Genomic DNA, 14,778 nt, shown 5'->3' on the forward strand with positions numbered 1-14,778 from the left:
GTTTCTTGATCGCAACGGATATTTCATGGTGATCGCTGGTCACTTCCCGACTTTCTCCCCCAAGGGCGGCAAATGACGACAAACCTCCCCTCGTTCCCCGCCGTGGACGAGAACCCGCTCGACACCTGCATCCGGTTCCGGGAGATCGCTCCCGTGGTCGAGGTGGAGTTCCCAGGGGGCGTGCCCGCCTACCTGGCCCTGACCCACAAGGCCGTACGGGAGATCCTCGCCGGCGACAACAGGACCTTCCTCAGGGATCCCCGGCACTGGCCCGCCCTGCACGACGGATCGATCCCCGAGGACTGGCCGCTGCGCGCCATCATCCAGGGCGGTCACCTGTCCACCATGGACGGTGACGACCACAGGCGCCTGCGTGGTCTGATCAGCAGGGCGTTCACGCCGTCGCGGGTGCAGGCCATGGAGCCGCGGATCCAGCAGATCATCGACGAGCTGCTCGACGAGGTGGTGGCCGCCGGCGACGGCGTGGACCTGGTGCCGGCCTTCACCGAGGCGCTGCCGATGTGGGTGATCTGCGAGCTGTTCGGCATCCCCGCCGAGGACCGGCTCCGCCTGCGGAACTGGACCTCCACGCTGCTCGCCCACACCACTCCGCCGGAGGTGGCGTTCGCGACGCAGAACGCCCTTCAGGCCTTCCTGCACGACCTGGTGGAGCGCAAGCAGCGGGAGCCGGGCGACGACCTCACCTCCGGCCTGGTCCAGGCCCGCGACGAGGGCGACAAGCTCACCACCGACGAACTGGTCGGCGTACTGTGGATCATGCTCGTGGCCGGCCACGAGACCACCGTCCACCTGCTCGGGTACGCCATCGTGGTGCTGGCCCAGCACCCCGACCAGCTCGCGCTGGCCAAGGCGGAGGACCGGTGGGCCGACGTGGTCGAGGAGACCGTGCGCTACCGGCACTCGGTGATGATGACCAGCTTCCGATTCACGGCGCAGGACGTGACCATCGCCGGGGTGCACATCCCCAAGGGCCAGGCCGTGGGTGTGGTCTACCAGGCGAGCGGCGTCGATCCGACGGAGTACGGGGAGAGCGCGAACGAGTTCGACATCACCCGCGAGCAGCCCGGCAACCTCGGCTTCGGCCACGGCCCGCGCTACTGCATCGGGGCGCCGCTGGCCCGGCTGGAGAGCCGGCTGGCGCTGGCCGCGCTGTACCGGCGGCTGCCGGAGCTCAGCCTAGCGATCGACCCCGACGACATCCCGTACTCCCCGTCGTTCTTCACGATCGGCCCGCTGTCCCTGCCGGTCAACCTCGGTGTCGCCCAGCCCTGACGGGTCGCCGGACTGGGAGCACGGGTTTCGCGTCCCCCGGACCGGCGAAAGGGATCATGTATGGTGAGCCCGGCATATCCCCCCAACGGCCTGGAGCTCGCCGTGCCGCACATGTCTCGCCGCCAGGTTCTCTCCCTGCTCCCCGCCGCCGGTCTGCTCGCCGCGGCCACCCCTGCACGCGCCGCCGCGGGGATCGACCACGCACGGCTGCTCGCCAACACCGTGGCGATCTTCGCGGGCACTCCGGAGGTCAACGCCCGGCCCGAGGTCGCCGCCAAGCTCGCGTCGATCACCGCGACCGCCCGGCAGCGGCTGACCGCCATGGACCAGGCGGGCGCCGGGGAGCTGTTCTCCGGGCTGAGGCTCGGCACCGACGACGTCAACCTGCGGCTGGCGTACCAGTACCTGTACGAGATCGCGCTCGCGGCCCGCACGCCGGGCGGCGGGCTCGACGGTGACGCCGCCGTCCAGCGGCGGGTCCTCGACGGCCTGCAGTGGCTGCACGAGCGCTACTACGGCGACCAGTCGGCGGGCTACTACGGCAACTGGCACAACTGGGAGATCGGCATCCCCACCCACGTGAGCAGGACCCTGGCCCTGCTGGCCGAACGCGTGCGGGCGGACCGGCCCGACCTGACGGCGACGTACATCGCCTCGATGGACGCCTACCTGCGCAACGGCAAGAACGGCGACGTCGACCTCGACTCGCGCTTCCACACCGGGGCGAACCTGGCCGACATCACCGCCAACCGGATCCTGCAGGGCGCGCTCACCGGCGACGACGCCCGCGTCGGCAAGGCCATCACCGACCAGGCCACCGTCTTCGCCACGATCGACCCCTACAACCTCCAGCACGGCAACACCGACGGCTACTACCGCGACGGCTCCTTCATCCAGCACCACTCGGTCGCCTACACCGGCTCCTACGGGCGCATCCTGCTGACCCGCGTCGTCCAGACCCTCAAGATGCTGGAGGGCGCGACGAGCGGCGGAGCCGCCGAGCTGGCCGGGGTGGTGTACCGCTGGGTCGCCGACGGCTTCGCCCCGCTGATCTTCGAGGGCTGGATGATGGAGATCGTCAAGGGGCGGGCGGCCTCCCGCACGACCACCGGCTACGCCGACGTCGGGGTGGTCGTGGAGGCCGTCGCCGACCTTGCCGACCACGTCGAGGGCGCCGAGGCTCTCGCGCTGAAGAAGTACGTCAGGTTCCTGCCGGCCGCCGACACGGCCGCCTTCGTCTCCCCGGTCAGCGTCGCCCGGTACGCGGCCATCCGCGCCGACTCCGCCATCCCGGCCGCCGACCTCAACCCGTCCGCGCGTTGCGTGGCGTTCAACTCCATGGACAGGACCGTCCACCGCCGCCCCGGCTACGCCTTCGCCCTGGCGCGCAGCTCTGAGCGGATCAGCAAATACGAGTACATGAGCGGCGAGAACCTCATGCCCTGGTTCCAGGGCGACGGCGCGTACTACCTCTACCTCGCGGGCGAGGATCAGCGCGCGGTGTTCGGCGTCGACTACTACACGGCCGTCTCGCCGTACCGGCTGGCCGGGGTCACCGCGCCGGTGGAGGAGCGGCGGACGGTGCCCGAGCTGTACGGCCGGCTCTGGTACGAGAACCCGGGCCACCCGCTGAACTTCACCTCCTCCTCGGAGTCCCAGAACACCTACGTGTACTTCCCCAAGGCCGGCAACGCCTTCTCCGGCGGGGCGACGCTCGGCGCGTACGGAGCGGCCGGCATGGTCCAGTCCGACGACGCCGCCTACACCGCCAAGCAGGCGGGCATCCTGCCCGACGACTTCGTCGCCTACCGCAACGCCCGCGCGACCAAGTCCTGGTTCATGTTCGACGACGAGATCGTGGTGCTGGCCGCGGGCGTCTCCGGTCAGGGCGGCCGGGCCGCGGTGACCACCGTGGACAGCCGCATCGCCGCCCCGGGCGACGCGGTCGCGCTCACCGGCGAGAGCTGGGGCGGCCGGGCCTGGCAACCGGGCGACACCACGCCGCCGCGCTGGCTGCGCTACGCCAACGGCACCCGCGCCACCGCCATCGGGTACGCCTTCCTCACCCGCCAGCCGGTCGTGGCCGGGCTGGAGACGGTGACCCGCAGCCGCAGGGTCGTGCGTACGTCCAACCCCGACACCAGCGTCACCAAGAACGTCTTCACCGCCTCGATCACCCACCCCGCCGGCGGCGACGTCCCCGCCCTCGCCTACGCCCTGGTCCCGAACGCGACCGAGGCCCGCCTGCGCCGCTACGCGGACGGCCCGCTGACCGTCCTGGCCAACGACCGGCACGTGCAGGCCGTCAGGCACAAGACGCTCGGGATCGTCGCCGCCAACGTCTTCTCCGACGGCCCCCGCCACGCCGGGCAGCTGATCGTCGACGGCCCCGTCTCGGTCATCGTCAAGTCCGGCGAGCGTACGGTCGTCGCCCTGTCCGACCCCACGATGAAACGCGACAGCGTCAGTGTCGTCCTGCCCGGCGCGCCCCGCCGGCTCGAGTCGGCCGACGAGGGAGTGACGGTACGGCGCGTGCCGGGCGGCACCGTCGTCCAGGCGACGACCCGCCACGCCCACGGCCGCACCTTCACCGCTACCCTGCGCTGACGTGCCGGGCGAGCGCCGCGTCGAGCTCGCTCCGCTGTTGCGCGGTCAGCGGGCCGAGGACGCAGATCGGGATCCAGCCGTCGGAACGATCGCTCGGCCCACCTCCCGGCGACGGCCATCCGGCCGGCGGATCGGGCGTGGCTGACGTCGTGCCGAGCTTCACGTGAAGCCCGTCGAACACGTACGGCCAGGCCGCGCTTCCCTGGTACAGCGGGCTGGCCTTCACCGGGCCCAGCCGGACCGCCTCGATCGCCGTCCACGGGACGGGCGGTCCGCCGCCGGCCGTGATGCCCTGCGGGCCGATGCGGAGCGACCATGCCGCCATTCGGCGCTGGACGCCGCGAGCCGCGGCCGTGGCCTGCGCCGACCCGGCGAGATAGAGGAACGGGCTGACGGCGAGCATGCCCCAGCGCACCTCATTGGAGGTCTCGAACAATCCGGTCATGATCGGATCACCCGGAACGTCGGCCAGCATCGACAGCACGAACATGACCAGGGCGAGCGTGCCGTAGAACCACATGTGCAGGCGATGCCGCTTCGCGTAGTCCGTGATCGGCTCCTTGCCGGTCCACGACACCTCGAAAGCCTTTTCGGTGTACTCGCGGGTTTCCCGGTGGACGTGATGGCCGTTCAAGCGCCTGCTCAGCGGCGCGGTCTGATCGAGGAAGCGGGCCAGCTCCGTGCGCTGCCGCGCGATCAGCTCGTGCACCTCGGCGGGCCACGGCTGCGCGGAAGGGGCGATCCGGCCGATGGAGTCCAGCAACTGGCCCGGGGTGGGGCGGAGGTCCGGATCCTTGGCCAGGCACCCCTCGACGATCCGGCGCAGCCCCTCCGGGACCATGCTGAGATCGGGCTCCGTGTGCACCACGTTGTACAGGATCTGCGGCGCCGCCGGCCCGGCGAACGGCTCCTGGCCCGTGCACGCCACGGCCAGCACCGCCCCGAGGGAGAACACGTCGCTGGCAGGCGTCGCCGGCCGCCCCTCGGCCTGCTCCGGGGACATGAACCCGGGCGAGCCGATCAGCCAGCCGGTGCTGGTCACCTGACTGCGCCCGTCATTGTCGGCCGCCCGCGCGATCCCGAAGTCGATCACCCGGGGGCCGTCGTCGGCGAGCAGCACGTTGGAGGGCTTGAGGTCCCGGTGCACGAGGTTCTCGCGATGGATCGCCATCAGGGCCGTGGCCAGCCCCGCGGCCAGCCGCGGCACCGATCTCTCGGGCAGCGCCCCCACGGCGTCGACCGCCTCGCGCAGGGACGGACCGGGCACGAACACCGAGGCCAGCCACGGAGTGGGCGCGTGGACGTCGGCATCGATCACCGCCGCCGTGTAGGCCCCGGACACCTTGCGGGAGGCCTCCACCTCGCGCCCGAACCGCGCCCGGAACTCGTCGTCCTCGGCGAACTCCGCACGCACCCGCTTGATCGCGGCCAGCCGCCCGTCCGGGCCGCTGCCCAGGAACACCCGGCCCATGCCGCCCCGTCCCAGCTCGGCGATCAGGCGGTACCGTCCGACCTCGCGCGGATCGGACGTCGTCAGGGGCTGCACACCGGCTCCTCGCGATGATCACGCATGAGATCCACACGTATCACATCGATCACGCCGATGTGGGCAAAGGGGGATGATCGCCGTAGATCGTCAGATAGCCCGCCTCGGTGCTGCGGGAAAGTGCTGGTGGCCCGCAAGAGCCCCTTGAGCTAACGCGGCGGTACGACGGCCGGTCGAACTCTCCTTCCCCGGCGGCGTCCAGGGCGGGCCAGGCCACGGCCGGCCATCGCGCGTGCACTCCCGTGCCGCCGCCGACGTCGAGGATGCGAATGGTCACGGGAGTCAGGGTGCCACCGGCATGCGGGCGCAGGCGCTGTCGCTTCTGTACAAGATCTGCGGATTCCGTCCTGCCTATGCTCTGAGCACGCCGAAAGGGCGAACTCCTCCAAGACGCAAGGAAACGGAACCATGGCCAAGATCATTTCGAGCTTCTTCATCTCCCTCGACGGCGTGGTCGAGTCGCCCGAGCAGTGGCACTTCCCGTACTGGAACGACGAGATGGGCGCCGTCGTCGAGGCGGGCATGCGGAGCGCGGGGGCGATGCTGATGGGCCGCAAGCTGTACGACGAGTGGTCCGCGTACTGGACGTCGGCCGAGAGCGACAAGCAGATCGCCGCGACCTTCGGCGCCGCTCGCAAGTACGTCGTGTCGAGCACCATGGAGAAGGCGGACTGGGAGAACACCACGGTCGTCAACGGCGACGTCGCCGCCAAGCTGCGCGAGCTCAAGGAGCAGATCGACGGCGACATCCAGGTGTCCGGCTCCGCGACGACCGTGCGGTGGCTGCTGGCCAACGGGCTGCTCGACGAGCTCAACCTGCTCGTCCACCCGATCGCCGTCGGCCATGGACAGCGGCTGTTCGAGGACGGCCCGACGCACGCCCTGAAGCTGGTCAAGTCGGAGACGTTCGAGACCGGCGTGCTCAACCTGACCTACGTCCCGGCTGACGGCAATTAGCGGCGGCTCGAGCGCAGCGCCTTGAGGACGGTCACGGCGCCGTCCTCCAGCCCGGCCCGGTACTCCTCGGACTCCATCGGGCACAGGGCCAGCCGGCCCTCGGCGTCGGCCGGCACCACGCTGCTCTCGACAGGGCAGTCGTCGGCCACGGCGGGCCGCCGCAAGGAGATCGAATGGATCACGCGGGACGTGGGACGGGTCTTCCGCTGAAGAACATCGGGAGGCGCCCGATGAACCGGGCGCCTCCCGGGGGCTAGCTGCCGACCGGCTCGGCGCGCAGCCGGGCCGAGTGCTTGACCAGGGCGATCAGGACCTCGCGGCTCGAGTCCTTCTTGCGGGCGTCGCACAGGATGATGGGGACGGAGGGGCTGAGCTGGAGCGCCAGCCGTACCTCGTCCAGCTCGAACGTGGGTGACCCCTCGAAGCAGTTTACGGCCACCACGAACGGCGTCCCGCGCCGCTCGAAATAGTCGACCGACGGAAAGCAGTCGGCCAGGCGCCGCGTGTCCGCCAGGATGACGGCCCCCAGCGACCCCTCCGCCAGCTCGTCCCACACGAACCAGAACCGCTCCTGGCCGGGCGTGCCGAACAGGTACAGGACGTAGTCGTTGCCCAGCGTGATCCGGCCGAAGTCCATCGCCACGGTGGTGGTGCGCTTGGCCTCCACCGAGGTGAGGTCGTCGACGCCTATCCCGCGATCGGTCAGGACCTCCTCGGTGCGCAGCGGCCGGGTCTCGGAGACCGCGCCCACCATCGTCGTCTTGCCCGCGCCGAAGCCGCCCGCGATCAGGATCTTGATCGCCGTCGGCAGGCGCGGACGCTCAGAGCGAGCGAAGACCATCGAGCACCGCCCTGTACATCTTCATGTCGTGCATGTCCACCTCGGATTGTGGTTCCTGGGCAGAGACGAGTTCGCGGTCGAACAGGTCGCCGAGCAGCACCCGGATCGTGCCGGCCGGCAGGTCGAGGTATGCCGCGATCTCGGCGACCGACTTGGGTTCGCGGCAGAGCTGGAGGATGCGCAGGTGCTCCGGGTCGAGCCCGGCGTCGGGGCCCGGCGGCGGGCCCACCGCCAGAGCCATGGAGATCAGGTCGAACCGGCCGTGCACGGGCTGCGTGCGGCCGCGGGTGACCACGTAGGGCCGGATGATCTCCGGATCCACCCAGTGTTCATCCGTCGGTTCGTCCGCGCCTCTCACCGGTCGCTCCTGGCCACGGCCTCGGCGTTGCGGGCGCCCGAGGTGAGGTACTGGCCGACGCGGGCCACCATCATCGCCATCTCGTACGCGACCAGCCCGATGTCGGCGTTCTGCGCGCACAGGACGGCCAGGCAGGCGCGCTCGCCCGCCGTGGTCACGATGAGGAACTGGTTCTTCCACTCCACGACCGTCTGCCGCACGGAGCCGCCGGAAATGTGGTCCGAGACGCCTTTCGCCAGGCTCTGCAGCCCGGAGGCGACGGCGGACAGGTGCTCGCCGTCGGTCCGCTGCAACGCGGCGGAGGAGGCCATCAGCAAGCCGTCGGACGACAGCACGATGGCGTGCTCGACCTCCTTGACACGGCCGACGAGGTCGTCGAGCAGCCAGTTCAGGTCGGTGCCGGAGGTAGGGGTCATGCCTCATCTCCAGACTGCTCATCCAGCATCTTGGCGGCTTCGGTGCGGCCAAGACGGGTGCCTGACTGCAGAGATCCCATCATCGCGCGGATCTCCTCCGGCGAGCGCTCGTCATCGTCCTCCTCGAAGTCGGGCTGCGTGGGCGTGTCGTCCCGCAGCGCTGGCGCCAGGTTGGCCTGGGGCACCCGGAGGGGCAGCCCGTTCGACGTGAACTCGGTCACAGGCTTCTGCTCCGGTTCGGCTGGCGTTTCGGGTTGTGTCTCCACAGCGGTGATCGGGGGGGAAGGCTGGGGGACCGGCGCCGGGGCCGGCGCGGGGACCGGGGTCGGGCGCGCGGGCTTGAGCGTGCGCACGTTCTCCCCGTTGACCGGCCGCGCGCCGGTTGCCATCCCGTTGGCCGCCCCGGTGGCCGCCGCGGCCACCGCTGTCGTCCTGCGCGGCAGCCGCTCGCGGCGACCGCCGTCCTGCGGCTCGGGCGTGGGGTCGAGCTGTACGAGCTCCTGCGGCAGCAGCACCACGACCGTCGTTCCGCCGTACGGCGACGCCTTGAGCACCACCTGGATCTCGTGGCGCTTGGCCAGCTGGCTGACCACGTACAGGCCCAGCCGGGCGGTGCCGGTGATGCGGAACTCGGGCGGGTCCGCGATGCGCTCGTTGGCGGCGTCGAGGTCTTCGGGCTTCATGCCCAGGCCCCGGTCCTCGATCTCGATCACGTACCCGTTGGCCACGAGCTGGCCGCTGACCTGCACGTTCGTGTAAGGGGGCGAGAACGACACGGCGTTCTCGATCAGCTCGGCGAGCAGGTGGATGACGTCACCGACGGCGCGGCCGACGAGCACGACGTCGCCCATGGGCATGAGCGTGACGCGGGTGTAGTCCTCGACCTCGGCCAGCGCGCCGCGGACGACGTCGACCATGGGGACCGAGCGGCGCCACGTACGGGCGGGGGCCGAGCCGGACAGGACGATCAGGTTCTCCGCGTTGCGGCGCATGCGGATGGCGAGGTGGTCGAGCCGGAAGAGCTCCTTCAGCTCCTCGGGGTCGGTCTCGCGGCGCTCCATGACGTCGAGCACGGTCAGCTGCCGGTGGACCAGGCCCTGCGTCCTGCGGGCCAGGCTCAGCAGGATGTCGCGGATGCTGCGGCGCAGCTCGGCCTGCTCGGCGGCGACGCTGATGGCGGTGCGCTGCACGGTGTTGAACGCCTGGCCCACCTGGCCGATCTCGTCGTCACCGAAGTCCAGCGCGGGCGCCTCCTTGGCCAGGTCGACGTCCTCGCCGCGGCCGATGCGCTCGACGACGCCGGGCAGCCGGTCGTCGGACAGCTCGTGCGCCGCGTCGCGCAGCTTCTGCAACTGGGCGAACAGGGCACGGGCGGTGGTGATGGACAGAATGATCGAGGCGATGACCGCGATGAGCCCGAGACCGCCGGCCAGGATCAGCCGGATGATCACGTTGACGGCGACGGGGGTGGCCCGCTCGACCAGGCGGTCGCCCGCGCCGAGCACCAGATTGTTGAGGTCGGCCAGGGCCCGGTCGGTGGTTGCCTTCCACTGGTCGGCGCCGAACGGCAGGGTCCCGGTGCTCGGGTCCTGCTCGGACAGCATGGTTTCCAGGCTCCTGAGACGGGTGAACGACTGGCCGTTCGCCACCTTGTCGTAAGCGGCCTTCTCCGTGGCGGGGAGCTCGGCCGCGGCCTGGTCGGCGAGGACGCGCCAGGCTCCCACGGTCTGCGTGAACTGCGCGTGCTCCGTGGCGGTCAGCCGGCCTTCGGCGAGCGCGCCGGCGACGAGCGCGTCCTCCCTGGTGATCACCTCGCGTGCCCGGCTCAGGGAGAGGAGCGTACGGATGTCCTTGGCGAGGGTCTTGTCGTCGAGAGTCGCCAGCGAACCGTAAAGGCTGTAGACGGAGTCGATGATCTCACCGTAGGTGGCCGTCGCCTGGATCCGGTTCATCTGGCCCGAGTCGATGGCCTGCCGGGTCTGCTTCAGGGTGGCGAGCTCCCGGAGCACGTCGGCGAGCCGCTTGGCTCCCTCGTCGTCCAGCGCGAGGTCCACCGTGCCGGAGGCCGCCGACTCCTTGAAGGTGGCGAGCAGACGGTCGGTCTGCTTGCGCTGGCTTTCCAGATCTTTGCGGGACCGGAGGCCCGTGTTGCTCAGCTTGACGACCGAGATCCGGCGCTCTTTCTGGAGCTCGACCAGAAGCGGCTCGCTGGGCGAGATGATGCTCGAGTCGAGCTGGGAGACCCAGAGCAGGTTGACGCCCTCGCGAAGGGTGACCCAGGCGGCGAAGGCCCACAGCGCTGCGAGCGAGACAAGCAGAGCCGTGACTTTGGTCCGCAGTCGTGTATTGCGGAAACCCATTGTACCTACCCTGTGAAAGTCATTTCGAGTGCTTACCACCAGGACATGCAGTGGCATACCGGGCGCCGTCGATCAAGGAACCTTAGCGCAGCTCAGGGTGCCCCTCAAGCAACACCATTCACTTTGCCAACAAATATCCCGTTTTTGACAACATTAGTCAAATGTACGCAAAGTAGATATCCTTCCATCGTGAGCGACCCAGTCCCGCCTGCGTACTTCACTATCAGTAATGAACTCGTGGATCGTCTGCTCCACGGAGCACACCAGCTCGCCGGCGTCCCCGACGAGGACCGGAGCGGCGTGCTCCAGGCCGCGCTCGCCGCGGTGCCGGAGGCCACCGGGCTGGTGCGCCCGTACCCGGACCTGCTCGCCGACAGTGACAGTGCGGCCAGTCGGCTGGCCTTCAGTTGTCTGTCCGCGGCCGCTACCTTCCCGCGGGCACGCCCGGATCAGATCGCGGATCTCGGGACGATGATCACGATCTTGTTCGCTTTCGACGACATCGCCGACAACATAGCGGGGCAGTGGTCTCATCACGACATCACTGCTTTCTTCGAGCGGCTTCGCGCGATGGTTTCCGGCGCACCGGCCCGGCCGAGCGCGGAGGACGCCCTCGGGCAGGGCCTGCGCGTCTGGCAGGCCTGGTGCACTCGTTTCCGCGGGCACTCGGGTGCCGCGGCGCACGCGGCCAATCTGCGGGGACAGCTCGAGCTGGCCGGCGCCGCCATGATGCGTGAGCGCAGGTGGGCGGCGGGAGAGGAGCCCTGGCCGACGTACGACGAGTACGTGTCCAACGGCAGTCTCACGATCCTCTACCCCACCTGGTGGGCCGCCGCCCTGGCGATCTGCGGCCCCGCTCCCGCCGACGCCGGGCATTGGGACTCGATCGCCCGGGTGACCTCCCTCGGCGCGGCATGCATGCGGCTCGTCAACGACATCAGGACATTCGAGCGGGAGAGGAGCGAGGGCAAGCCGAGCTCCGTCCTCATCCTGGAGCGTGCGGGCCTGCCCACGGAGGCGGCCGTCGAGCGGGTCTTCGCACACTACGCCGAGCTCCATGCGGCATTCCTGGCCGCCCTCGCGGCGCTGCCCGAACCGCTGGCGGGCATCGCGGAGGGCCAGCGCAGGAACGTCGCGTTCAACGGCGGCTGGTACATGGCCAGGGACACGCATGCGTACACCGTTCAGGAGCTGGCCAGGGACGTGGACGCGTACATGGACTAGAACGGCGCACCGTCCGACGGCCAGGGACGCCCTCGCGCTCGCCGGCTGAGGTGCGCTGCGGCGATCACCGCGGCGCGGGTGATGGCGAGCGGCGCGTAGAGATCCTTGTCGTGCCAGAGCGGAGGATGCTCCCTGTCGGTCGAGCGCATCAGGTACTCCTCACCCGCCGCCGCGGCGCGCAGGCGCCGCGGATCCGTCCGGCCTGCGGTCAGCAGCAGAGTCTGCATCGCGTACGCGGTCTCCTCGGCGGTGCCGTCCCAGCGGCCCCAAGATCCGTCCGGCCGCTGGGTGCCCAGCACCCACTCGACCGCGACGCGCACCGGCTCGTCCGATGCGTCCCCTCCGAAGGAGTCGAGTGCCAGGGCGCAGCTGGCAGTGGCGTAGTAGGGCGAGGCATGCCATCTGTCCATCCAGCTCCCGTCCGCGCGCTGCTGCTCGCGGACCCAGGCGGACACTTCGCGGATCGTCTGCTCGTAGAGCGGTGCGGCTGCGGGCCTGCGGGCCACGTACTGGCCGAAAGCGTCCAGCACGTGCGCGTTGACGCTGACGGAGACGCCCTGCTCGGCCGGCCAGGTGGAGAAGTGGGCGCCGGAACGGAAGCGCCACAGGCTTTCCGGCTCGCACGGCGCATCCAGCAGCGCCAGCGCGTACAGCGCCACGGAGGTCGTGTCGGCGTCGGCGGGCAGCCCCGGCCCCGCGGGCGTCCCGGCAGGTCCGATCGCCGCCCTGAGGTCCGCCACCATCTCCGGCGGCACCTCGACGGGCACGCCCGCGCGGACGAGCCAGCTCAGCACCCAGCTCCGTTCGAACACGGTGATGGGGAGCCCGACGGGCACGGGGCCGCCATGGCGCCGGACGACCGCCTCCAGGTGATCGCGGGCCGGCCCGTCCGACGCCCGCCCGCCCAGCCAGGCCGCGGTGGCCGCCGGTGACGCCCCGATGGTCCCGATGGCCGCCGGACGGACGCTGGGCGCCCCGCCGGCCTGCTCGCCCGCGACCTCCAGGGCGTGGAGCAGCTTCTCCGGGATCTCGTTCCCCGATCCGATCCACGACACGACCCGTTGGAGGCCGTCGTAGCTCATTCCCCCGGGCAGTGGCAGCGGCGCGTGGCCCGGCAGGTTCTGCAGGTGCCGGTTGATGAGGGCCACCAGCGAGGGCACGATGTGCTCGATCGCCGGCATGTCGGGCAGGTCGATCGGCTCGCGCAGCCATGCGGAGAGCAGACGCAGGCCCCGCTCCGCCGCCTGGGTGAGGCGATCGGGGTCCGTGCCCGGGTCCTGGCGCGCCAGCGCGGTGAGGATCGCCTCGGTGGCACTCAGGGTCGGCACGAGACCGTACCCGTCGGGCGCGCCCCATGCCCCGTCCTGGCGCTGGGTGCCGGTCAGGTACTCGATCCGCTCCTGGTGACCTGTCAGCCAGGGGGCCAGCGCGACCACTCGGCCGGTCTCGTAGACCGACGGCGAGACCTGTCCCCACGGCCTGAGCATCAGGCTGTCGATCAGTTCGGCGGCGAGAGCGGCGGCGTCGGTCGTCGCTTCGGCGGTCACGCTTGCGTTGCTCATGACCGGGCGCTCCGCTCGATCGGCACCAGCCGCAGCATGATCTGCTCTTTCGGCCGCGCCGAGGCTCCCGGCAGGGCGGTGAGCGGCTGGGGATTGGTCACCGCCAACCGGTACCTGCTCAGCAGGTTGGCGATGACCAGCGGGGCCTCGATGCGGAACAGGTTCTGGCCAAGGCACGAGTGGGGTCCGGCGCCGAAGGGGAAGAACGCGTAGCGGTGCCTGGGCGTGGCGCCGTCACCGGCCCAGCGCCCGGGGTCGAACTCCAGAGGCCGGTCCCAGAACTCCGCGAGACGGTGGGTGGTGAACGGGCTGATCAGAACCTGCGATCCGGCCTTGATCCGGACACCGCCGATCTCCGCGTCCGACACCGCCTGGCGGGGGATGAGCCAGCCCGCCGGATACAGCCGTAACAGCTCCTGCAGAACCATGTTGAGATAGGCGAGCCGGGGCACGTGCTCCGGCCGTGCCGGGTCACTCCCCACCACGCGGGCGATCTCCTCGTGGAGCCGGGCGCTGACGTGGGGATGCTCGTGCAGTACAGCCCACAGCCAGGTCAGCGACGTCGCCGTGGTCTCCGTCGCCGTGGCGTACATGCTCACCAGGTCGTCGCGGACCTGCCGCATATCGCCCTTGCCGTCCGGCCCCAGCCTGGCCGCGAGCAGCACCGAGATCAGGTCGGTCCTCCCCTCGCTCGCACCCTCGCGGCGCGCCTGCTCGATGAGGGGGTAGACGATCTCGTCGATGTTGTTCATGGCTCTCAGGTACGCGCGATCGCCGGGGACCTTGATGGAGTACGGCACGAACGGGAAGAGCAGCCGGAAGGCGATCGACGTGGCACAGGTGGCGAACTCGGGCGCCAGCCGCTCGGCGGTGCCACGCGAGATGCGGCCGCCGAAGAGGACCTTGACCACGGCCTGGTTGATGATCGCCGTCATCTGGTCGGCGGCGTCGATCGGCTCGCCCGTCCGCGCGTGGATCTCGAGCCCGTGGACGCGCTCGGCGATGGCGTCGGCCATGTCCTCGGCCAGATTGGCCGTGTACCTGGCGGTGAAGAGCGGCTGGAGGATCTTCCTGGCGGTCACCCACTCGTCGCCCTCGCGCAGGATGCCCCGGCCGGTCACGCGCCGTACTGGCCGCCAGAACATGCCGTCGCGGGTGAAATTGCTCCACTGTGCCGTGAGTACCTGCTGGACATGGTCCGGATGCGAGACCAGATAGGGACGGAAGGGGCCGAGATCGACCCGGACGACCTGTCCCGCGGCCTCGGTGCCCATCCTGGCCAGTTCGGCGACCGGGTCTTTCACCAGCCGGCGGATGGCTCGATGAAAGGGGACGACTTGAGGGCTGGTCACGGAGGTTTCCGTGGCGTACGACATGGCGGCGATCCTCGATCCACATGCGAGAGACGACTAAGAGCCAGCTAGACGGCTATTTATCGTAATTACTAGGATTTTGTCCGCTTTGTCGTAGTTTGGGAGGGATAGCGGCGGTCCTTCTGTGTCGAAGGGGGTGGCATCCATCGCCACGAGTGCTTCCTCCATCGCGTACCGTGTCCGTCTCGCGCCGTGGACATTTCCTGACAAATGTCAATTGATGGGTGGAGTATCACATGCT

General features: G+C 70.1%; 13 protein-coding genes. 4 read left to right on the forward strand and 9 right to left on the reverse strand.

The genetic code is table 11. The features are described 5' to 3' along the window. Window positions 1-72: 72 nt before the first annotated feature. Window positions 73-1,293 carry a cytochrome P450 gene (locus tag ACFKCF_RS04575; protein ID WP_394490917.1) on the forward strand — a complete coding sequence of 407 codons (1,221 nt, stop codon included), beginning with the start codon at window positions 73-75 and terminating at the stop codon, window positions 1,291-1,293. A 60-nt stretch (window positions 1,294-1,353) separates the two neighbouring features. Continuing rightward, complete coding sequence (locus ACFKCF_RS04580; RefSeq protein ID WP_394490919.1) at window positions 1,354-3,900, forward strand: polysaccharide lyase family 8 super-sandwich domain-containing protein; 2,547 nt, start codon at window positions 1,354-1,356, stop codon at window positions 3,898-3,900. Here the strand turns inward: ACFKCF_RS04580 and ACFKCF_RS04585 are convergent. Then, window positions 3,887-5,446 (reverse strand): serine/threonine-protein kinase, encoded by a 1,560-nt coding sequence (locus ACFKCF_RS04585; RefSeq protein WP_394490921.1) that lies wholly within the window; start codon window positions 5,444-5,446, stop codon window positions 3,887-3,889. The two genes, ACFKCF_RS04580 and ACFKCF_RS04585, sit on opposite strands and share 14 nt — an antisense overlap. A gap of 49 nt (window positions 5,447-5,495) precedes the next feature. Further along, window positions 5,496-5,723 (reverse strand): hypothetical protein, encoded by a 228-nt coding sequence (locus tag ACFKCF_RS04590; protein WP_394490923.1) that lies wholly within the window; start codon window positions 5,721-5,723, stop codon window positions 5,496-5,498. 131 nt (window positions 5,724-5,854) lie between these two features. Between ACFKCF_RS04590 and ACFKCF_RS04595 the strand changes: the two genes are divergently transcribed. Then, the gene (locus ACFKCF_RS04595) at window positions 5,855-6,403 is read left to right on the forward strand and encodes a dihydrofolate reductase family protein (protein WP_394490925.1); all 549 of its coding nucleotides are present in this window, start codon (window positions 5,855-5,857) and stop codon (window positions 6,401-6,403) included. On the opposite strand, the gene ACFKCF_RS04600 is transcribed toward ACFKCF_RS04595, so the two are convergent. The 5 genes from ACFKCF_RS04600 to ACFKCF_RS04620 all read right to left on the reverse strand — a co-directional run bounded on the left by ACFKCF_RS04600 (window position 6,400) and on the right by ACFKCF_RS04620 (window position 10,378). Further along, a complete protein-coding gene (locus ACFKCF_RS04600; RefSeq protein ID WP_394490927.1) occupies window positions 6,400-6,585 on the reverse strand; it encodes a hypothetical protein in 186 nt (61 codons plus the stop codon). The genes ACFKCF_RS04595 and ACFKCF_RS04600 overlap by 4 nt on opposite strands. Window positions 6,586-6,656: 71 nt before the next feature. Then, window positions 6,657-7,244: an ATP/GTP-binding protein gene (locus ACFKCF_RS04605; protein WP_394490929.1), complete on the reverse strand. Its 588-nt coding sequence runs from the start codon at window positions 7,242-7,244 to the stop codon at window positions 6,657-6,659. Continuing rightward, window positions 7,225-7,602: a DUF742 domain-containing protein gene (locus ACFKCF_RS04610; protein WP_192786240.1), complete on the reverse strand. Its 378-nt coding sequence runs from the start codon at window positions 7,600-7,602 to the stop codon at window positions 7,225-7,227. Before ACFKCF_RS04610 ends, ACFKCF_RS04605 begins: the two co-directional genes overlap by 20 nt. Beyond that, a complete protein-coding gene (locus ACFKCF_RS04615; RefSeq protein WP_185077532.1) occupies window positions 7,599-8,018 on the reverse strand; it encodes a roadblock/LC7 domain-containing protein in 420 nt (139 codons plus the stop codon). Before ACFKCF_RS04615 ends, ACFKCF_RS04610 begins: the two co-directional genes overlap by 4 nt. Further along, on the reverse strand, window positions 8,015-10,378 hold the full coding sequence (locus ACFKCF_RS04620; RefSeq protein WP_394490931.1) for a nitrate- and nitrite sensing domain-containing protein: 2,364 nt from the start codon (window positions 10,376-10,378) through the stop codon (window positions 8,015-8,017). The genes ACFKCF_RS04615 and ACFKCF_RS04620 overlap by 4 nt, the downstream gene beginning before the upstream one ends. A 237-nt stretch (window positions 10,379-10,615) precedes the next feature. On the opposite strand from ACFKCF_RS04620, the gene ACFKCF_RS04625 reads away from it, so the two are divergent. Then, the gene (locus tag ACFKCF_RS04625) at window positions 10,616-11,602 is read left to right on the forward strand and encodes a terpene synthase family protein (RefSeq protein ID WP_394490933.1); all 987 of its coding nucleotides are present in this window, start codon (window positions 10,616-10,618) and stop codon (window positions 11,600-11,602) included. On the opposite strand, the gene ACFKCF_RS04630 is transcribed toward ACFKCF_RS04625, so the two are convergent. Together ACFKCF_RS04630 and ACFKCF_RS04635 are read right to left on the reverse strand one after the other, a co-directional pair. Beyond that, window positions 11,599-13,164, reverse strand: coding sequence for a prenyltransferase/squalene oxidase repeat-containing protein (locus ACFKCF_RS04630; RefSeq protein WP_394490935.1), 1,566 nt, complete (start codon window positions 13,162-13,164; stop codon window positions 11,599-11,601). The two genes, ACFKCF_RS04625 and ACFKCF_RS04630, sit on opposite strands and share 4 nt — an antisense overlap. Then, complete coding sequence (locus tag ACFKCF_RS04635; RefSeq protein ID WP_394490937.1) at window positions 13,161-14,540, reverse strand: cytochrome P450; 1,380 nt, start codon at window positions 14,538-14,540, stop codon at window positions 13,161-13,163. Before ACFKCF_RS04635 ends, ACFKCF_RS04630 begins: the two co-directional genes overlap by 4 nt. Window positions 14,541-14,778 lie beyond the last annotated feature (238 nt).

It is taken from the genome of Nonomuraea sp. JJY05, assembly GCF_043496855.1.
Taxonomy (GTDB): domain Bacteria; phylum Actinomycetota; class Actinomycetes; order Streptosporangiales; family Streptosporangiaceae; genus Nonomuraea.